At 66.7% G+C, this 16,118-nt stretch carries 14 protein-coding genes; 12 read left to right on the top strand and 2 right to left on the bottom strand.

The features are described 5' to 3' along the window. Nucleotides 1-45: 45 nt before the first annotated feature. Nucleotides 46-1,314: a threonine synthase gene (locus tag BSF38_RS12650; protein ID WP_076346100.1), complete on the top strand. Its 1,269-nt coding sequence runs from the start codon at nucleotides 46-48 to the stop codon at nucleotides 1,312-1,314. 24 nt (nucleotides 1,315-1,338) lie between these two features. Here BSF38_RS12650 and BSF38_RS12655 read toward each other — a convergent pair whose 3' ends face one another. Continuing rightward, the gene (locus tag BSF38_RS12655) at nucleotides 1,339-2,685 is read right to left on the bottom strand and encodes a hypothetical protein (protein WP_076346102.1); all 1,347 of its coding nucleotides are present in this window, start codon (nucleotides 2,683-2,685) and stop codon (nucleotides 1,339-1,341) included. A 482-nt stretch (nucleotides 2,686-3,167) separates the two neighbouring features. Between BSF38_RS12655 and BSF38_RS12660 the strand changes: the two genes are divergently transcribed. Then, entirely contained in the window at nucleotides 3,168-4,199 is a 1,032-nt protein-coding gene (locus BSF38_RS12660; RefSeq protein ID WP_076346104.1) for a hypothetical protein, read from the top strand. A 266-nt stretch (nucleotides 4,200-4,465) separates the two neighbouring features. Then, complete coding sequence (locus tag BSF38_RS12665) at nucleotides 4,466-5,614, top strand: IS110 family RNA-guided transposase (protein ID WP_076343043.1); 1,149 nt, start codon at nucleotides 4,466-4,468, stop codon at nucleotides 5,612-5,614. Nucleotides 5,615-5,888: 274 nt separating this feature from the next. Here BSF38_RS12665 and BSF38_RS12670 read toward each other — a convergent pair whose 3' ends face one another. After that, nucleotides 5,889-7,856: an Nramp family divalent metal transporter gene (locus tag BSF38_RS12670; protein WP_076346106.1), complete on the bottom strand. Its 1,968-nt coding sequence runs from the start codon at nucleotides 7,854-7,856 to the stop codon at nucleotides 5,889-5,891. A 297-nt stretch (nucleotides 7,857-8,153) separates the two neighbouring features. Here BSF38_RS12670 and BSF38_RS12675 point away from each other — a divergent pair, with 297 nt between their 5' ends. From BSF38_RS12675 to BSF38_RS12715, 9 genes are all read left to right on the top strand, one after another. Continuing rightward, nucleotides 8,154-8,705: a hypothetical protein gene (locus tag BSF38_RS12675; RefSeq protein WP_076346108.1), complete on the top strand. Its 552-nt coding sequence runs from the start codon at nucleotides 8,154-8,156 to the stop codon at nucleotides 8,703-8,705. 177 nt (nucleotides 8,706-8,882) lie between these two features. Next, on the top strand, nucleotides 8,883-9,332 hold the full coding sequence (locus BSF38_RS12680; RefSeq protein ID WP_076346110.1) for a hypothetical protein: 450 nt from the start codon (nucleotides 8,883-8,885) through the stop codon (nucleotides 9,330-9,332). A gap of 112 nt (nucleotides 9,333-9,444) precedes the next feature. Then, on the top strand, nucleotides 9,445-10,644 hold the full coding sequence (gene lhgO, locus BSF38_RS12685; protein ID WP_076346112.1) for an L-2-hydroxyglutarate oxidase: 1,200 nt from the start codon (nucleotides 9,445-9,447) through the stop codon (nucleotides 10,642-10,644). 40 nt (nucleotides 10,645-10,684) lie between these two features. Then, a complete protein-coding gene (locus BSF38_RS12690) occupies nucleotides 10,685-11,989 on the top strand; it encodes a nickel pincer cofactor-dependent isomerase, group 22 (protein ID WP_076346114.1) in 1,305 nt (434 codons plus the stop codon). Further along, on the top strand, nucleotides 11,986-12,861 hold the full coding sequence (locus tag BSF38_RS12695) for an HAD family hydrolase (protein ID WP_076346116.1): 876 nt from the start codon (nucleotides 11,986-11,988) through the stop codon (nucleotides 12,859-12,861). The genes BSF38_RS12690 and BSF38_RS12695 overlap by 4 nt, the downstream gene beginning before the upstream one ends. A gap of 221 nt (nucleotides 12,862-13,082) precedes the next feature. Next, nucleotides 13,083-14,180 carry a DUF1559 domain-containing protein gene (locus BSF38_RS12700; RefSeq protein ID WP_076350828.1) on the top strand — a complete coding sequence of 366 codons (1,098 nt, stop codon included), beginning with the start codon at nucleotides 13,083-13,085 and terminating at the stop codon, nucleotides 14,178-14,180. Nucleotides 14,181-14,223: 43 nt separating this feature from the next. Further along, nucleotides 14,224-14,694: a hypothetical protein gene (locus BSF38_RS12705; protein ID WP_076346118.1), complete on the top strand. Its 471-nt coding sequence runs from the start codon at nucleotides 14,224-14,226 to the stop codon at nucleotides 14,692-14,694. Beyond that, complete coding sequence (locus BSF38_RS12710) at nucleotides 14,691-15,482, top strand: endonuclease/exonuclease/phosphatase family protein (RefSeq protein WP_076346120.1); 792 nt, start codon at nucleotides 14,691-14,693, stop codon at nucleotides 15,480-15,482. The genes BSF38_RS12705 and BSF38_RS12710 overlap by 4 nt, the downstream gene beginning before the upstream one ends. Before the next feature lie 54 nt (nucleotides 15,483-15,536). Then, nucleotides 15,537-16,118: an NUDIX hydrolase gene (locus tag BSF38_RS12715; RefSeq protein ID WP_076350830.1), complete on the top strand. Its 582-nt coding sequence runs from the start codon at nucleotides 15,537-15,539 to the stop codon at nucleotides 16,116-16,118.

Here is a 16,118-nt window from a genome sequence, read left to right on the forward strand (position 1 = left end):
CCGAATCTTGACAGGACGCGCGATTCAAAAGGAGGCGTGATTCGCATGCGATATGTGTCGCATCTTGCCTGTTCGGTCTGCGGAAGCACGTTCGAGGCGACGGCCGTCCTGAACCTTTGCCCTCACGACGGCCGGCCGATCTGGATGGTTCTTGACCTCGACCGACTCAAAAGGGAGCAAGGACCGGACGGCTGGTGGAACCCCGACCTCAAGAACCTCTGGCGGTTCGGCGGCTTGCTGCCGCTCGACTGGTCGGACCCGGACGATCGCCGGAGCATCGTCACGCTGGGGGAGGGCTGCACGCCGTCACTCGCCTACACCCACCCGCTGGCCGACCGCCTGGGATGCCGCCTCGAAGTGAAGGACGAGGGCCGACCGCACGCCGGCTTCGGCGCGAATCCGACGCTCTCGTTCAAGGACCGGGGGATGGCGGTGACGGTCTCGATGGCCAAGGCGCTCGGGATCGGCCGGCTGGCCGTGCCGACCCAGGGGAACGCCGGCGACTCGCTGGCCGAGTACGCCGTCGCGGCTCGAATCGAGGCGGCGATCGTGATGTCGCCCGACACCGATCTGCCGGTTCTGGGAAAGGTCGCCGCCTACGCCCGGCTTCACCCCGACCTGATCACGCTCGACCTGGTCGAGGGGACTATCATCGACTGCGGAAAGCGCGTCCGCGAGCATTACGTTCCGCTCGGCTACATGAGCGCGGCGACGTTCCAGGAGCCCGGCTGGCGGACCGAGGGGAAGAAGACGCTGGGCCTGGAGATGGCCGAGCCGGCCGGCGACCGCCTGGCCGACCGCCGCTGGGAGCTTCCCGACGTCATCGTCTACCCGACCGGCGGCGGCACGGGGGTCGTCGGCATGGCCAAGGCGTTCGACGAGCTGGAGGCGCTCGGGCTGGTCGGCTCGCGGCGTCCCCGGATGATCTGCGTCCAGAGCGAGGCCGCCACGCCGATCGTCCGGGCGCTCGCCGAGGGCGCCGCCGACGTCACCCCGCTGCCCCCCGGCCGGACCGTCGCGACCGGCCTGAACGTGGCGCAGAACGTCGGCCACGTCAACGTGCTGCGGATCGTTCGCGAGAGCGGCGGCTGCGGAGTGGCCGTGAGCGACGAGGCGATCCACGGGACGATCGCCGACGAATGGCGGCGAGTCCGGTTCGCCTGGTCTCCCGAAGGCGCCGCCGCGCTCGCCGCCCTCCCCGAACTCGCCGACCGCGGCCTGATCAAACCAAACGACCGCGTCGTCCTCGTCAACACCGCCTCGCCCGAGAAATACCTGCCGAGCATCCGCGACGCGCTCGACGGGGGCTTGTGAGTCGAAGTCGGGGCGCACTCACTGTCACTTCGCCTTCGCCCCTTCGACGTCCGCGCCGAATAACGAGATCATGACGTCGGCGTCGTCGAGGCCCGTGTCAACGTAGACGATCACCAGGCTGACTCCCGCTTTCTTGCCGAGAGTCGAAGTACCGGCCAGCGGTTCGAACTTGGGCGTCTTTCCTTTCCAGCCGTCCTTGACCAGCGCGGCGTGGATCGCCTGGACGGCCGCCATCGCCTCGCCGGCGGCGAGCTTGAATTCGACCTTGTCCTTCGAGCGCTCCACGTCTTTCGCTCCGGCGGGCACGTTGATCGCGACTTTCACCCGGTCCTTGGCGGCCTTCTCGGCGGCTTTCTTCGTGTATTCCGCCGAATCGGCCATTCGCTTCGCCTCTTCCGCCGCGGCCAGCCGGATGTCTTCCTCGAACTCGGCGGCGGTCTTCTGGTCGATGTTCGCCCGCAGCCTCCCCTCGAACTCGTGCATCTTCAGGGTGGCGATGTCCTTTGCGTCGTTGCGGAAGATCATCATATCGCGGAAATCGATCTTTACGGGCTTGTCGGTGGTGGCCTTCCATCCCGCCTTGCCCAGCGCCTCCTTGTAAAAGGCCGCCAACGCGTCGGACTTCATGTCAACTTCGAGGGAAAGCGCCTTGGTCGTGTCGGCGTAAGCGGCGGTGAGCAACGAGGGGGGGGCGGGCAGGTCGACCGACATCAGCTCGGTCGAGAGCTGGATCACCGTCTTCCCCCCCTGGGCCGGCGCGACCGAGGGCCAGGCCGAAAGCTTGACCGCGTTCTTCTTGAAAAACAACGAATCGCCCGCGTGGCCGTAAGGCTCCCATCCCTCGGCCGTCAGAAGCGCCCGGATGGCCTCGGAGGTCTCCTTCACGGTCTTCTCGGTGACGTAGGCCGTGGTCGTGGGGAAGGTGTAAAGAGGTTTCGAGCCGGGCGGGACCGGCAGCTTGCTCACGTCGACGTTTCCATGATTCGCCAGACGGATGTCGACCAATCCGGCGGCTCCCGGGCCGTAGGCGGGACTCGTCGACACCGACACCGTGAATCCATCCTTTCCGAACGTGCCGCTGCAAGCCTGGTCGCTTTGATATCCGCCGGGAAGCTCCTTCCAGCCCCGCTCCTCCAGCGTCTTCTTCTGGAAGGCGAACGCCCCGCGCGTGTCGCTCCTGGCGGAATAGCCGAGGTTCGCCAGGCGGCGAGGCGCCTTCGAAACGCCGCCGGGCATCAGCGGGAAGGTCTCCAAATTGATCGCCTTGGCCGCTCCGGCGACGGTGGCGGGCTCCTGAGCCGCTAGGCCCCCAGCCGGGACGGCGAGGATCGCCATGGCGAAGAAAGCCGGACGGAACTTCACGGACATCATTCTCGATCCCCTTTGGAACGCCAACTTCGGCGTGAACGATCGCCACTTAGGACTTGGCACGAAATAAGTGTAGCAAATCCCAAGTTCCGGTCCCTCCGCTGTGATTCGGAACTTTGGGGGTTGCTCACGAACAACGTCCAACTCGAAGTGCGAAGTCGAAACGTCGCGGCGAAGAAATTCATGAACTCACCACGGAGGATGCGGAGCGGAAAGAGAGAGGATTCGGAAAGGTCGATCCAATGAATCGTTCCTCTTCGTATTCTCCGAGTCCTCCGTGGTGAATTTCCTCAATCCAGCAATCGGGCCTTGTTCTTGGACGGTCCGTTAAAACGCGAAACGGGGCCTGCGCCCGCAAAATCCGCAATCTCCACCTCAAAACCGTCCGAAATCCCCCAGATACTTTTCTGAAACGGGTCGTCCGGCGACATCTTGATCCTTAGAGGCCTCATCGACGACGCCCCCTCCGAGGAGATCGCCCCGCCATGGCCACCGACGCCCAGATCCTGGCCAACCGCGCCAACGCCAAGAAAAGCTGCGGACCGAAATCCGACGACGGCAAGGCTCGATCGCGGCTCAACGCCCTCAAACACGGCCTTTGCGCCAAGACCGTCAACCCGGTTTTGCCGCACGAGGACCCGGCCGAGCTGGAAGCCAAGATCCAGGACTGGATCGACGACTACCAGCCGACCAACGCCATCGAGCGCGAACTGGTCAGCCGCGCCGCGCGGATCTCCTGGAGCCTCGACCGGGCCGAACGGTACGAGACCGCCTTGCTTGCGCGCAAGGTCAGGAAGGCGATGCTCAAATCCAAGGCCAGGCGCACCGAGAAGGTCTGCGACCTCGGCCGTAAACTCTTCTACATGGCGGGGAAACGGCTGCTGCCGATCTCCGGGCCGGCCTGGTCGGACGATCCGTCGGCCTTCGTCGCCCGGCTCGAAGAATCGCCCGAAGGCGTCCGTTGGCTGCTGGACCGCTGGGTCGAAATGAGGTGCCTCATCATCTCGAACGAAGACTGGACCTTCCTCGACCAGTTCAAGTTCGTCCGCCTGCTCGGCAAACAGCCCCTCGCCGCGATCGACGACCCCGAGCTGAACGAGATCTTCCTCGCCTGGGAGACGATCGAGGAGAAGTGGGGGACGCGGTTCTGGCTCCAGATGCAAGAGTTGACGCCGTACGAAGATCCGGCGTTCAGCGCCTGGCGGGTCTGGCGCGAGATCGTGCCGCGTCCCGAAAGTCCCGAGGCAGGCGTCGCGTTCCTTCGATCGATCGCCGAACGCGAAATCGAACGGCTTCAAGACTTGCTCGCCGACCTGGAAGAAATCGAGGGCGACGACGCGCTGGAGCTGGCCGAGCAAGCGTCGTTCTCCGCCAGCGACGCCTCTGAGCGGCTGCGGCGATACCAGACCGCCCGGACCCGCGAGCTGCTCCGGACCATCGATCTGCTGGCGAAGATCCGCAAGGCCGAGGCGCAGGCGTCGAAAGCGGAGAAAAAACCGCCGAAGGAACGGTCATGAGCCTTTGGCTCAACCCGTCCCATGAAAATGGGGTCGGGTTGGGTTATGCTGCGGATGTCCGGCCCTGGGCGAGAGGCCGTCATTGGCTTTGGTGTCGCGAACCCGCGAAGGAACTTGGTCCCGGCCTCGGCTCGACTTCATGTCGAACCCCGTCCTGTCGCCCCCCGGAAGCGGGGGAGCACGTAGAAGAAACTGCTTTACGCCCCGAGGTCGTCCCACCGGCTCGGACTGCTTCGTTTCCGACCACTCGAGTTGGAGGGGACGTCATGGACATCGTTCACGATCGCTGCGCCGGGCTCGACGTCCACAAGAAGACCGTCGTCGCCTGCGTCCGCCACATCAACCCCGACGGCTCGGTCGCCTCGGTGGTCCACACCTTCGGCACGATGACCGCGGACTTGCTGGCCCTGGCCGACTGGCTCGACGCCCACGGCGTCCGCGAGGTCGCCATGGAGAGCACGGGCGTCTACTGGAAGCCGATCTTCCACATCCTGGAAGGGCGATTCGACGTGATGCTGGTCAACGCCGGGCGGCTCAAGCAGGTCCCCGGCCGCAAGACCGACGTCAAGGACGCCGAGTGGATCGCCCAGTTGCTCCAGCACGGCCTGCTGTCGCCCAGCTTCATCCCCAAGCCGGAGATCCGCGAGCTTCGCGACCTGACCCGGCAGCGCACCGAGTTGGTCCGCGACCGCGCCGCGGTGGCCAATCGCCTCCAGAAGACGCTGGAGGACGCCAACGTCAAGCTGGGGTCGGTGGCCAGCGACGTCCTGGGGGCCTCGGGGCGCGCCATGATCCGGGCGATCATCGACGGCCAGGACGACCCGGAGAAGCTGGCCGATCTGGCCAAGCAGCGGCTCCGGGGCAAGATCCCCGAGCTGAGGCGGGCGCTGTTGGGCCGGGTCACCGACCACCACCGCTTCGTGCTCCGGCTGCTGACGGATCAGATCGACGCGTTGGAACGCCTGATCGAGCGGCTGGACGAGCGGATCGACGAGGCCATGAGGCCGTTCGACGAGGCGGCGGGCCGGCTCCAGGGGATCCCCGGAGTGGGGGATCGGGCGGCGGAGGTGATCGTGGGGGAGATCGGGCCGGACGTGGAGTCGTTCCCGACCGCGGGCCACCTCTGCTCCTGGGCGGGGCTGTGCCCGGGCAACGACCAAAGCGCCGGCAAACGCCGCAGCGGCAAGACGACCAAGGGGAGTCCGTGGCTGCGTTCGCTCCTGGTGCAGTCGGCGTGGTCGGCCAGCCACGCCAAGAACACCGCCTTCAGCATCTGCTACCGTCGATGGGTCCCACGACTCGGGAAAAAGAAGGCTCTGATCGCCGTGGCGCACAAGATCCTGGTGGTGATCTGGCACCTGCTCAAGAACGGGGCCGACTACCGCGAACGCCAACTACCAGCCCCTGCAGCCTGACACATGGCCCGGAAGATTTTCAGAAGAACCCAATCCCCCGGCCCCCCGGAAGCCGGCCGCGCGCCCGTCCTCGTACCGATCCGACCCGATCGAAACCCTCGTCGCCGAGGGGATGACCGATTACCTGGCGAAGCTGCTGGAAGCGGGAAGGCCGACGGTCCATCCCACGAACGCCGTCAAAAAAAGCGCGAACGAAGCCATTCCGGCCCGGCCGTCGGGTGGATGACGGCCGGGCCAGGTAGGGGCTTTTTGACAATTCGGCTGTCGGTGGAGGTCAGGAGTCGCCCGAAAGGGGCGTCGAGCGGTCGGGCCGCGCGATGAGCATGGGGATTTCGAGGCGGTGGCGGACCCGGTCGACGGTCTGGCCGTACAGCAGGTCGCGCAACAGGCCGTGGCCGTGCGAGCCGACGACCAGCAGGTCGACGGGTTCGTTGCGTAGATGTTCGATGAGGCGGCCGGCGGGGTCGGTCCCGTGGAGCAGGGCGGAGCGCGCGCGGAAGCCTTTCTCGTGCAGGGCCCGGACGAGATCGTCGAGGTAGTCGGCGTCGGCGCCCGTCTCCAGGTCGGCCGTCAACGCGCCGTGGACGACCGTCATGGCGGTGTCGACGACGTGCAGCAAGACCAGCTCGCGGCGGCCGGGATCAGCCTGGGCCAGGCTGATCGCCCGGTTGAGGATCTCGGAGTCGCCCGGCTTGTGCTCGAGCGCCACGCCGATCCGTGAAAGCGGGCGGGGCCGGAGCGCCTCGTCCCAGTCGATTACCACGCGCCCGGGGGGCGACCACGCGGGCGACGGCCGGACCAGCGGCTTGATCAGAACCCAGACCAGCAGCCCGGCGACGCTCCCCGCGCCCCCGATCAGGCCGATCGCCGCCAGCCAGGACAGCGGGATCGGACCGTAATGGATTCCCGAGTCGGCCGCCGCCTCGATCCAGCCCTTGATCTGATCAACGACGAGGTAGCCGTTGAGCCCCACGATGATCGCCGCCACGGTCCAGGCGAGGATCTTCCCCCACCAAGGAGTCGCGAAGACCCCCATGTTGCGGCGGTTCGACGTGAAGTGAATCAACGGAATGACCGCGAACGAGAGCTGCAAGCTGAGGATCACCTGGCTGAGCACCAGGAGTTCCTGCGTCGACTCCTCGCCGGTCAGGGAGATCACCACGACGGCCGGGATCAAGGCGAGCATCCGGGTGATGAGCCGTCGCAGCCAGGGGGCGATCTTGAGATGCAGATAGCCTTCCATCACGATCTGCCCGGCCAAGGTCCCCGTCAGGGTCGAACTCTGCCCCGCGCACAACAGGGCGATGCCGAACAGGATCGGGGCCGACGCCCCCAGGAACGAGGGGAGCAGCTCATACGCCTTCTCGATCGAGGCGACGTCCTGCATCCCCCCGCTGTGGAAGGTCGCCGCGCTCACGACGAGGATCGCCGCGTTCACGAAGAAGGCCGCGTTCAGCGCGATCGCCGAATCGATCAGGTAGAACTTGCAGGCCGACCTCCGGCTCGCCTCGTCCTTGCCGATCCGCCGCGACTGCACCAGCGCCGAGTGGAGATAAAGGTTGTGGGGCATGACCGTCGCCCCCAAGATCCCGATCGCCACGAACAACGATCCCGGCGGCAAGGTCGGCCGCAAGCCGACGGCCATCGCCGCCATGTCGGGCCGGGCCAGGAAGACCTGGACCAGGAAGCAGCCGCCGATCGTCGCCACCAGCACCAGGATCACGGCTTCCATCTTCCGCATCCCCCACCGCTGGAGGTAGAGCAGGAGGAAGGTGTCGAACGCTGTGACCAGGCATCCCCAGAGCAGGGGCATCCCGAACAGCAGCTTGAGCGCGATGATCGTCCCCAGGATCTCGGCCAGATCGGTCGCCGCGATCGCGACCTCGGCCAGCAACCAGAGCACCCGGTTGACCCTCGGCGAATACTCGGCCCGACACGCCTGCGCCAGGTCGTGGCCGGTCACCACCCCCAGCCGAGCCGCCAAGGTCTGGAGCAGCACCGCCATGATGTTCGACATCAACAAGACCCAGAGCAGCGCATACCCGAACCGCGCGCCCCCCTCCAGGTCGGTCGCCCAGTTGCCCGGGTCCATGTAGCCGACGCTCACCAGATAGGCCGGTCCCATGAAGGCGAACAGCCGGCGAAACCGCCCCCCACGCCCCACCTCGGACGGAACGTCGACCGACCCGTGCACCTCCTCCAACGACCGACGATCCACCTTAGCGCCCTCGACCACCACCATGCACAGCCTCGTTTCCCCATTCCCACGCCGGCCACTTCCAAGACAGGACGGCGCCATTCTTGCCTGTGGATGTCATGGTACTGGTTTTTCGACCGTCTGCAATACCCGCTTGAAAATATCCAAAACCTTGTTTTTGGGAAACCGAAATTCGATCGGCGAGATTCTCGATGGACGTCCTGTCTCGCAAGGCGTACGAGAGGTATGATTGATGTGGATGGTTGGGGGTGTGTCGCATTTCGAATCGCGGCGCGCGATTTCAGCGGCGGCGGTCCCCCCTGGCTCCGGGAGACGACACTGATGAATCGCGTTTTCGGCATTTGGCTTGCGTCGTCGCTGGCGATCGGGCTGGCGTCGACGGTTTCCGCGCAAGAGTACGTCTTCCCGGGGGCCGTGGTCGACGGACCGGTCGTGGACGGCGGCTTCGTGAACGGCGGTTTCGGCAACACGTACGTCCAGCAGCCCCCGATCTCGGGCGTTCCGGGCAACCGCTGGAACATGCTGGGCGGGCCGACGTATCTCGACGGCGTCATCTACCCCGAGTCGTACCTTCAACCCGGAACCGTCGTCACGCAGCCAGGGACCGTGATCACGCAACCCAGGCCCGTCGTTGTGCAACCCAGAACCGTCCTGGGCCGGCGGCGCACGTACACGCGCGGATACAATGCGGGGCCCGCCCCGTATCGCACTCCGCTCCCGCAGACCCGGCTGTACGGCGAGGGAGGAATGATGGCGCCTAATGCCTACTCCCCCTACAACCGTCAGCAAACCTACGGCGAGGCGTACGGCCTGGGGCCCTACGGCACCAACTACTACTCCGAATACTACCAGGGCCGCCCGCTCTATCCCTGACGTCGGCGACGACGACGGTGGACGCGGGGGAATCTCGTCCGGCGCGTCCGACCCGGTCCTCGAAGATGCGGTAGAATGAAGGCGTCGGGCCCGCGGTTCGACCGCGCACCAGCGCGTCGGCCGGCGGCCCCGCCCGGTCGATCGATCGAACGTCATTCACCTTGAGGATTTCGGACCATGCGACGACTTGCGCTGATTGTCTCGGCCGGGGTTCTTCTGGCGACGTCCGCTCGGGTCGAGGCCCAGGCCGTGGTGGGTGGCCCCGCTGTCGGAACCTACCGCGTCGGCGACTATTTCGCCGCTCCAGGTCTTTACGGAACCAGCTACGGCTACGCGAGTTACGGCATACCACGCACCTACACGTCGTACTCGGCGGCCCCCTGGTCGTCGTACTCGGCGAACTACCCGAGCAACGGCTTCCTGCCCGGCCGGTACGGCGTCAACCTGTGGCGTCCCGGCTTTGTCGCCCCCGGCTACGTTTACGGGTCGCCGACGTCCGGCTCCATCTACCAGACCTTCCCCGTCGTCTCCGGCACCGGCCTGACCCCTTCTCAGATCGCCCCGCCCCCCTCGATCGGCGTCTACGCTCCCAACCTCGGCCCGGGGATCGGCCTGTATGGGCGGTGAGAGGAGCCGCCCCGCCCACGACCTGGAGGTCTTGTGCGTTTTTTGCGGGTCAACGATGATGTGAGTCCGCACCCAGGCTTCGCTCAACAGGGAATCGAGGAAGAGGAAGACGTTGATATCAACCGATGTCGCTATAATCGGCGGCGGGATCGTCGGGCTCGCGACGGCCTACCAGCTCAATAAAGCCCTCCCGCAACGTCGCGTGGTGGTGCTCGAAAAAGAGGCCGAGGTGGGCCTCCATCAGACGGGTCACAACTCGGGCGTGCTCCACTCGGGGATCTACTACAAGCCCGGCTCGCTCAAGTCGACCAACTGCCGCGAGGGCAAGAAGTTGATGGAGGCGTTCTGCGAGGCGGAGGGGATCGCTTATGAGATCTGCGGCAAGGTCATCGTGGCGATCGACGAGGCCGACCTGCCGGCCCTCGACCGGATCTACGAGCGCGGGCAGGCCAACGGCGTCGTCTGCGAGGTGATCGGCCGGGAACGGCTGGCCGAGCTGGAGCCGCACGCGGCGGGGATCAAGGCGATCCACGTCCCCGAGGCCGGCATCGTCGACTACAAGCAGGTCTGCCGACGCCTGGCCGAACGCATCCGCGAGGCCGGCGGCCAGGTCCTCACGTCGGCCAGGGCGACCAAGATCGAGCGCAAGGGGGACAAGGTCGTGATCACGACCGCCGCCGGCGAGGTCGAGGCCAGCCAGGTCGTCAACTGCGCGGGGCTCTACTCCGACCGCGTCACGGCGCTCGGCGGCCAAAAGCCCGACGCCAAGATCATCCCGTTCCGCGGCGAGTACTTCGAGCTGAAGCCCGAGGCCGAGCACCTCTGCAAGAACCTGATCTACCCGGTGCCCGACCCGGCCTTCCCGTTCCTCGGCGTCCACTTCACCCGGATGATCGAGGGGGGGGTCGAGTGCGGGCCCAACGCCGTGCTGGCCTTCGGCCGCGAGGGCTATCGCAAGACCGACTTCAACCTGGCCGACATGGCCGACACCCTCAGCTACGCCGGCTTCCTCAAGCTGGCCGCCAAGTACTGGAAGACCGGACTGGGCGAGATGTGGCGGTCGGCGAGCAAGAAGGCGTTCGTCCGGGCCCTGTCGCGGCTCGTCCCCGAGATCCGGGCCGAGCACCTGAAGCCCGCGCCGGCCGGCATCCGGGCGCAGGCCGTGACGCCCGACGGCGCGATGGTCGACGACTTCCTGATCCAGGAGGCCGACCGGATCGTCAACGTCAACAACGCCCCGTCGCCCGCCGCGACGGCCTCGCTCAACATCGGCAAGACCATCGCCGAGCGACTGGTCCCGCGCCTGAGCTGACCCGCTTCATCTCCCCACCCGCCGCATAGGTCACACAACGATGAACCTCCCCAACCTCGCCCGCGTCCGACAGCAGATCCCCCAGCCCCGCGTGGAAGACCTCGCGGGGACGGTCCGCCGGCTGATCCTCGAAAGCCGGATTCGCGACCGCGTGCCGGCCGGCGGGACGGTCGCGGTGGGGGTCGGCAGCCGGGGCGTCAACCGGATCGCCGTGATCGCCAGGGAGACCGTCCAGACGCTCCAGGAGATGGGCTTCAAACCGTTCATCGTCGCGGCGATGGGGAGCCACGGCGGCGCCACGGCCGAGGGCCAGGCCGAGCTGCTGGCCAGCTACGACGTCACCGCCGAGAGCATGGGCGTGCCGGTCAAGACCGACATGGACACCGTCGTGCTGGGGACCAACCCGGTCGGCCTGCCGATCTACTTCGACCGCAACGCCTACCAGGCCGACGGCATCGTGCTGCTCAACCGGGTCAAGCCGCACACCGACTTCGTCGCGACCTACGAGTCGGGCGTGGTCAAAATGCTCACGATCGGCCTGGGCAAGCGCGACGGCGCCAGCCAGGTCCACAAGCTGGGCCTCCGGGGGCTGAAGGAAGTGCTCCCCGCCGTCGGTCGGTTCCTGGTGGAGAACACCAAGTTCGCTCTCGGCCTGGCGATCATCGAGAACGCCCGCGACGAGACCGCCGAGATCGTCCCGCTGGAGCCCGAGACGGTCTTCGACCAGGAGCCCGCCCTGCTCGACAAGGCCCGGGCGCTGATGGGGAGGCTGCCGTTCGACCAGATCGACCTGCTGGTGGTCGGCGAGCTGGGCAAGAACTACTCGGGCGCCGGCATGGACCCAAACGTCATCGGCCGGCTGATGGTCGAGACTCAGAACGACTTCGACCGCCCCGTCGTGACGCGGTTGGTGGTCCTCGACGTCTCCGACGAGAGCCACGGCAACATCGTCGGCGTCGGCTTCGCCGATTTGACCACCGAGCGCCTGGTCTCGCGGGTCGATCAGGAGGCGCTCCGAATCAACACCCTGACCTCGTGCTGCCTCGAACGGTCGCGGATTCCGATCACCCTGCCCACCGACCGCGAGGTCATCGAAAAGGGCATCGACACCTGCTGGCGGATCGACCCCGCCGAGGCCCGGATCGTGGTGATCCCCAACACGCTCGAAGTCGAGGAGCTGTGGGTGTCGAAGCCGCTCGAAGCCGAGGTCGAGGCGAACGCGAGCCTGAAGCGCGAGACCGAGTATCTGCCCATGCCGATCTCGGCCGACGGGACGCTCGACCGGGCGGGGATGTTCCCACACAGCGTCTGCGGCCGACGGACCCATGCGAACCGGGCTACATGAGCCGTCCTCGATTCCGCATCCTGGCCCTGGACGTCGACGGCACCTTGCTCGACCGCTTCGGCGCGCTGCGGACGACCACGGCCGACGCCGTGACGCGCGCGGCGAGGGCCGGGATCAGGCCGATCCTCTGCACCGGCCGACGCTACCGGCGGGCGCGGCCGATCGCCGAACTGCTCGGCCTCGACGCGCCGATCGTTTGCAACTCTGGCGCGATCGTCAAGAGCCCGGCCGACCACGGCACGCTCTGGCGGGCCGATTTCGAGCCGTCGCTGGCCCACGCCTTGCTCGACCTGTTCCACGCCCACGACCAGTTGATCGTCGCGTTCAACGACCGCCGTCCGGATCAGGCCGACTTCCGAGTCTCGCGGCACCCCTCCGGCCGGCCGCTGTACGACGACTACGTCGACCGCAACCGCGCCCACGCCGAGGCCGCCTCCGACTGGACCGCCGAGCCGCTGTTCCACATATGCGCCATCGGATCACGTGACGACATGCTTGTGTTCGAGCGGATCGTGCTCGACGCCTATTCCGACCAGGTCCGCACGTTCGTCCAGCGCAGCCCCCAGTACAAGGGGACGATGTGCGAGGTGGTCCGTCGCGACGCCGGCAAGTGGGCGGCGGTGCTTCACGTCGCCGAACTGTGGGGCGTCGCTCCCGAGGAGATCTGCGCCGTGGGGGACGACGTCAACGACGTGTCGATGATCGAGGGCGCCGGCCTGGGAGTCGCGATGGGCCACGCCCCGCCCGACGTCCTCGCCGTCGCCGACCACGTCACCGGCGACCACGACGGGGACGGCGTCGCGATGCTGATCGAGCGGCTGCTGGCGGGCGGAGTCGGGCCTGGCAGGGCCGTCCCTGAAGACTCTTCGTGAAACCCACACAGATTCCGCGTCTGGTCGTCACGATCTCTCGATAGGATGTTGGCCGTGCGCGAGTCAGGCTTTGAAGGCGAGTCGCACGCGATGAAGCGGCGCTCAACGGCCTCCCGCGAGTCCGACCCCCTCGGACTCTCGAAATCGGAGACGTCCCCACCGCCTGATCCACGCGTCCCACCCCCGGCCGAATTCTCGAATTCTTTCGTAGGATGAACTTCATGTCGCCGAACCCGCGTCGCGGCTTCACGCTCATCGAATTGCTGGTCGTCATCGCGATCATCGCCGTTTTAATCGCGCTTCTGCTGCCGGCGGTCCAGTCGGCGCGCGAGGCGGCCCGCCGCGCGCAGTGCGTCAACAACCTCAAGCAGATGGGACTGGCCGCGCACAACTTCGAGTCGACCAACGGCTCGTTCCCGCCGGGGTTCGGCCAGACGCCGACCATCAACGTCCCGCTCTACCCGCGCCCGACGCCTGCGGTGCAGGTGCTCCAGTTCCTTGAGAACTCGAACCTGTACAACACGTTCAACTTCCAGTTCAACCTCAACGGAATCTCCAACAACAAGACCAACGACGCCAACTACACCGCCGGGACCCAGATCATCTCGGCCTACATCTGCCCGTCCGACTCCAGCGACGTGAAACTGTTCGGCATCCTCGGCTACAACAACTACTTCGCCTCCATCGGAGCCACGGCGTGCGCCGAGCTGGGGCAGCCGCCGGCGGGCTACGCGGCCAACAAGACCGAGGTGAACGCGGGCCTGGCCGGCGTCTTCAACGTCACGCTCGATTACAGCTCGCCGCAGACCCTCAACGGCGCCAACAATCCGGATTACCTCAAGGCGACCGGCAAGGGGACCATCGCCTCGATCACCGACGGCACGAGCAACACGAGCTTGTTCTCCGAGGTCACCCGCTCGATCGCCAACGCCAACACGGCTGGCGAGGTCCCCGCGAACAGCTACCTGAACGTCTTCGGGATCTCGGCGGACAGCTTCACGACGAGCGTGCTGCCGCCGACCGACCTCTGCCTCGCCGGCACCCGGCTCAAGTACCGCGGCCAGCAGTATTATCGAGGCATCGCTCCGACGGCGTTCTTCTCGCACACGCAGACGCCCAACCCGCAGACCTACGACTGCGCCAATTCCAGCGATTTCATCTGCGCCCACATCGCGGCCCGAAGCAACCACTCCGGCGGCGTCAACGTCGTGTTCGCCGACGGCTCGGTCCGGTTCGTCAAGAACTCGATCAATCCGATGAGCTGGCGGGCGCTCGGCACCCGCGCCGGCGGCGAAGTCGTGAGCGCCGACGCGTATTGACCCCGATCGACCGCACGCACGCGACGACGCCCGAGGTTCTTTCATGAGTACGCGGTATCGAATCCTCAGCCTTGCGATTCTGCTCTTTCCCCTCGCGGGATGCGGCTCGACCAGCGCGTTGCCGACCGCCGACGCGTCGGATGAGGCGGCGCTCCAGCAGGTCGGCGAGATGCTCCGGGACTACCAGTTGTCGAACGGCGCGCCGCCCCACACGCTCAAGCAGTTGCAAGCGAACGCCGGGGCGTCGCCCGGCGGCGTCGAGCAGCTCAGGTCGAGCGGGGTCGTCGTGATCTGGGGCGCGACGTTGCCCGACACCAAGGAAGAACCCGGCGGCAGCCCCGACGAAGACGTGCTCGCCTACGGCAAGGACGCGCCCGAGAAGGGGGGGGCCGTCCTCCTGCTCAACCGGACCGTCCGGACCATGACCGCCGACGAGTTCAAGGCGGCCCCCAAGGCCAAGTCGAGCGCCCCGCCGGCCAAGTCCCCCTCGAAAGCCCGGAGCAACGCTCGATGAACAAACGTGGATGGACGCTCGCCCTCTGCTTGCTCGCTCACGCCGCCGCGCCGGCCTTCGCCGCCGAGCCGACCCGGATTCGAGTGCTCAGCTACAACATCCACCACGGCGAGGGGATGGACGGCAAACTCGACCTGGAGCGGATCGCCAAGGTGATCTTATCGGTCGATCCGCATGTCGTCGCGCTTCAGGAGGTCGATCGCGGCGTCAAGCGGACCGAAGGGGTGGACGAGCCCGGCGAGCTGGGCCGACTGACGAAGATGACGCCGATCTTCGAGCGGAACATCGTTTTCCAGGGGGGCGATTACGGCAACGCCGTGCTGACCCGCCTGCCCGTGACCGGCCACCGCAACATCCCGGTCCCGTCACATTACGTCGGCGAACAGCGCGGCGTGCTCACGGTCGACCTGACCGCTCCCGACGCCCGCAAGACGCCGTTCCGGTTCATGGCGACGCACATCGACTACCGCACGTCGGACGCCGAACGCCTCGATTCGGTCAAGCGGATCGAGGAAGTCGCGCGCGAGCAGCCGAACCTCCCCACGCTGCTCGTCGGCGACCTCAACTCGATGCCAGACAGCCGCGTGATGAAGGCGTTCGGCGAGAATTGGACCCGCACCGATTCGACCTCGCTGCCGACCTACCCCGCCGACAAGCCGAACAGCCAGATCGACTACGTCCTGGTCCGCCCCGCCCCCCGCTGGAAGGTCGTCGAAACCCGCGTCCTCGACGAGCCCGTCGCCTCCGACCACCGCCCGCTGCTGGTCGTCCTCGAACTCGTCGACTGATAGGATGGGATGAACGGGCGGAGCGATCTGGTCTTTCGCGGAGGATGGTGCAGCGTGACGAACGACGACGCCGAATCGAACGCCTCGTGGTCCCGCGTGGACGGCGGAACGCATGACCGGACGATCGAGGAGAACTGGCTGTTCCGGCTTCGCAAGGAGCGGTTCCGGTCGCGCGCGTCGGGCCTGACGCATGATTTCTTCGTTATGCATCTAGCCGACGCGGTTCACGCGATCGCGCTGACGCCCGAGAACGAAATCCTCTGCGTGCGGCAGTTCCGGGCCGGTTCGGGGCGCGACAGTCTCGAAGTCCCCGGCGGGCTGATCGATCCCGGAGAAGACCCGTGCGAGGCCGGCGCCCGCGAGCTGCTGGAGGAGACCGGTTACGCCGGCGACCCTCCCGAGCTGATCGGCTCGCTCTGGTCGAACCCCTCGATCGTCACGTCGCGGACGAGCACGATCGTCGTCCGCAACGTCCGCAAGATCGCCGAGCCGAAGCTCGACCACACCGAGGAGCTGACCGTCGAGCGCGTGCCCGCCGCCGACCTCCTCGGCTTGATTGAAATGGGACGCATCGACCACGCCCTGGTCGTCGCGGGCCTGCTCTGGTGGCTGTCGAAAGAGCCGCCGGCTCGCTGA

It is taken from the genome of Paludisphaera borealis (assembly GCF_001956985.1).
Classification (GTDB): Bacteria; Planctomycetota; Planctomycetia; order Isosphaerales; family Isosphaeraceae; genus Paludisphaera; species Paludisphaera borealis.

What these genes read in the sequence shown, in the direction of transcription:
- BSF38_RS12695 (WP_076346116.1), top strand. Translation starts at nt 11,986, where the DNA reads ATGAGCCGTCCTCGATTCCGCATCCTGGCCCTGGACGTCGACGGCACC.
- BSF38_RS12710 (WP_076346120.1), top strand. Translation starts at nt 14,691, where the DNA reads ATGAACAAACGTGGATGGACGCTCGCCCTCTGCTTGCTCGCTCACGCC.
- BSF38_RS12675 (WP_076346108.1), top strand. Translation starts at nt 8,154, where the DNA reads ATGAATCGCGTTTTCGGCATTTGGCTTGCGTCGTCGCTGGCGATCGGG.
- BSF38_RS12705 (WP_076346118.1), top strand. Translation starts at nt 14,224, where the DNA reads ATGAGTACGCGGTATCGAATCCTCAGCCTTGCGATTCTGCTCTTTCCC.
- BSF38_RS12680 (WP_076346110.1), top strand. Translation starts at nt 8,883, where the DNA reads ATGCGACGACTTGCGCTGATTGTCTCGGCCGGGGTTCTTCTGGCGACG.
- BSF38_RS12650 (WP_076346100.1), top strand. Translation starts at nt 46, where the DNA reads ATGCGATATGTGTCGCATCTTGCCTGTTCGGTCTGCGGAAGCACGTTC.
- BSF38_RS12690 (WP_076346114.1), top strand. Translation starts at nt 10,685, where the DNA reads ATGAACCTCCCCAACCTCGCCCGCGTCCGACAGCAGATCCCCCAGCCC.
- BSF38_RS12670 (WP_076346106.1), bottom strand. Translation starts at nt 7,856, where the DNA reads ATGGTGGTGGTCGAGGGCGCTAAGGTGGATCGTCGGTCGTTGGAGGAG.
- BSF38_RS12700 (WP_076350828.1), top strand. Translation starts at nt 13,083, where the DNA reads ATGTCGCCGAACCCGCGTCGCGGCTTCACGCTCATCGAATTGCTGGTC.
- BSF38_RS12655 (WP_076346102.1), bottom strand. Translation starts at nt 2,685, where the DNA reads ATGATGTCCGTGAAGTTCCGTCCGGCTTTCTTCGCCATGGCGATCCTC.
- BSF38_RS12665 (WP_076343043.1), top strand. Translation starts at nt 4,466, where the DNA reads ATGGACATCGTTCACGATCGCTGCGCCGGGCTCGACGTCCACAAGAAG.
- BSF38_RS12660 (WP_076346104.1), top strand. Translation starts at nt 3,168, where the DNA reads ATGGCCACCGACGCCCAGATCCTGGCCAACCGCGCCAACGCCAAGAAA.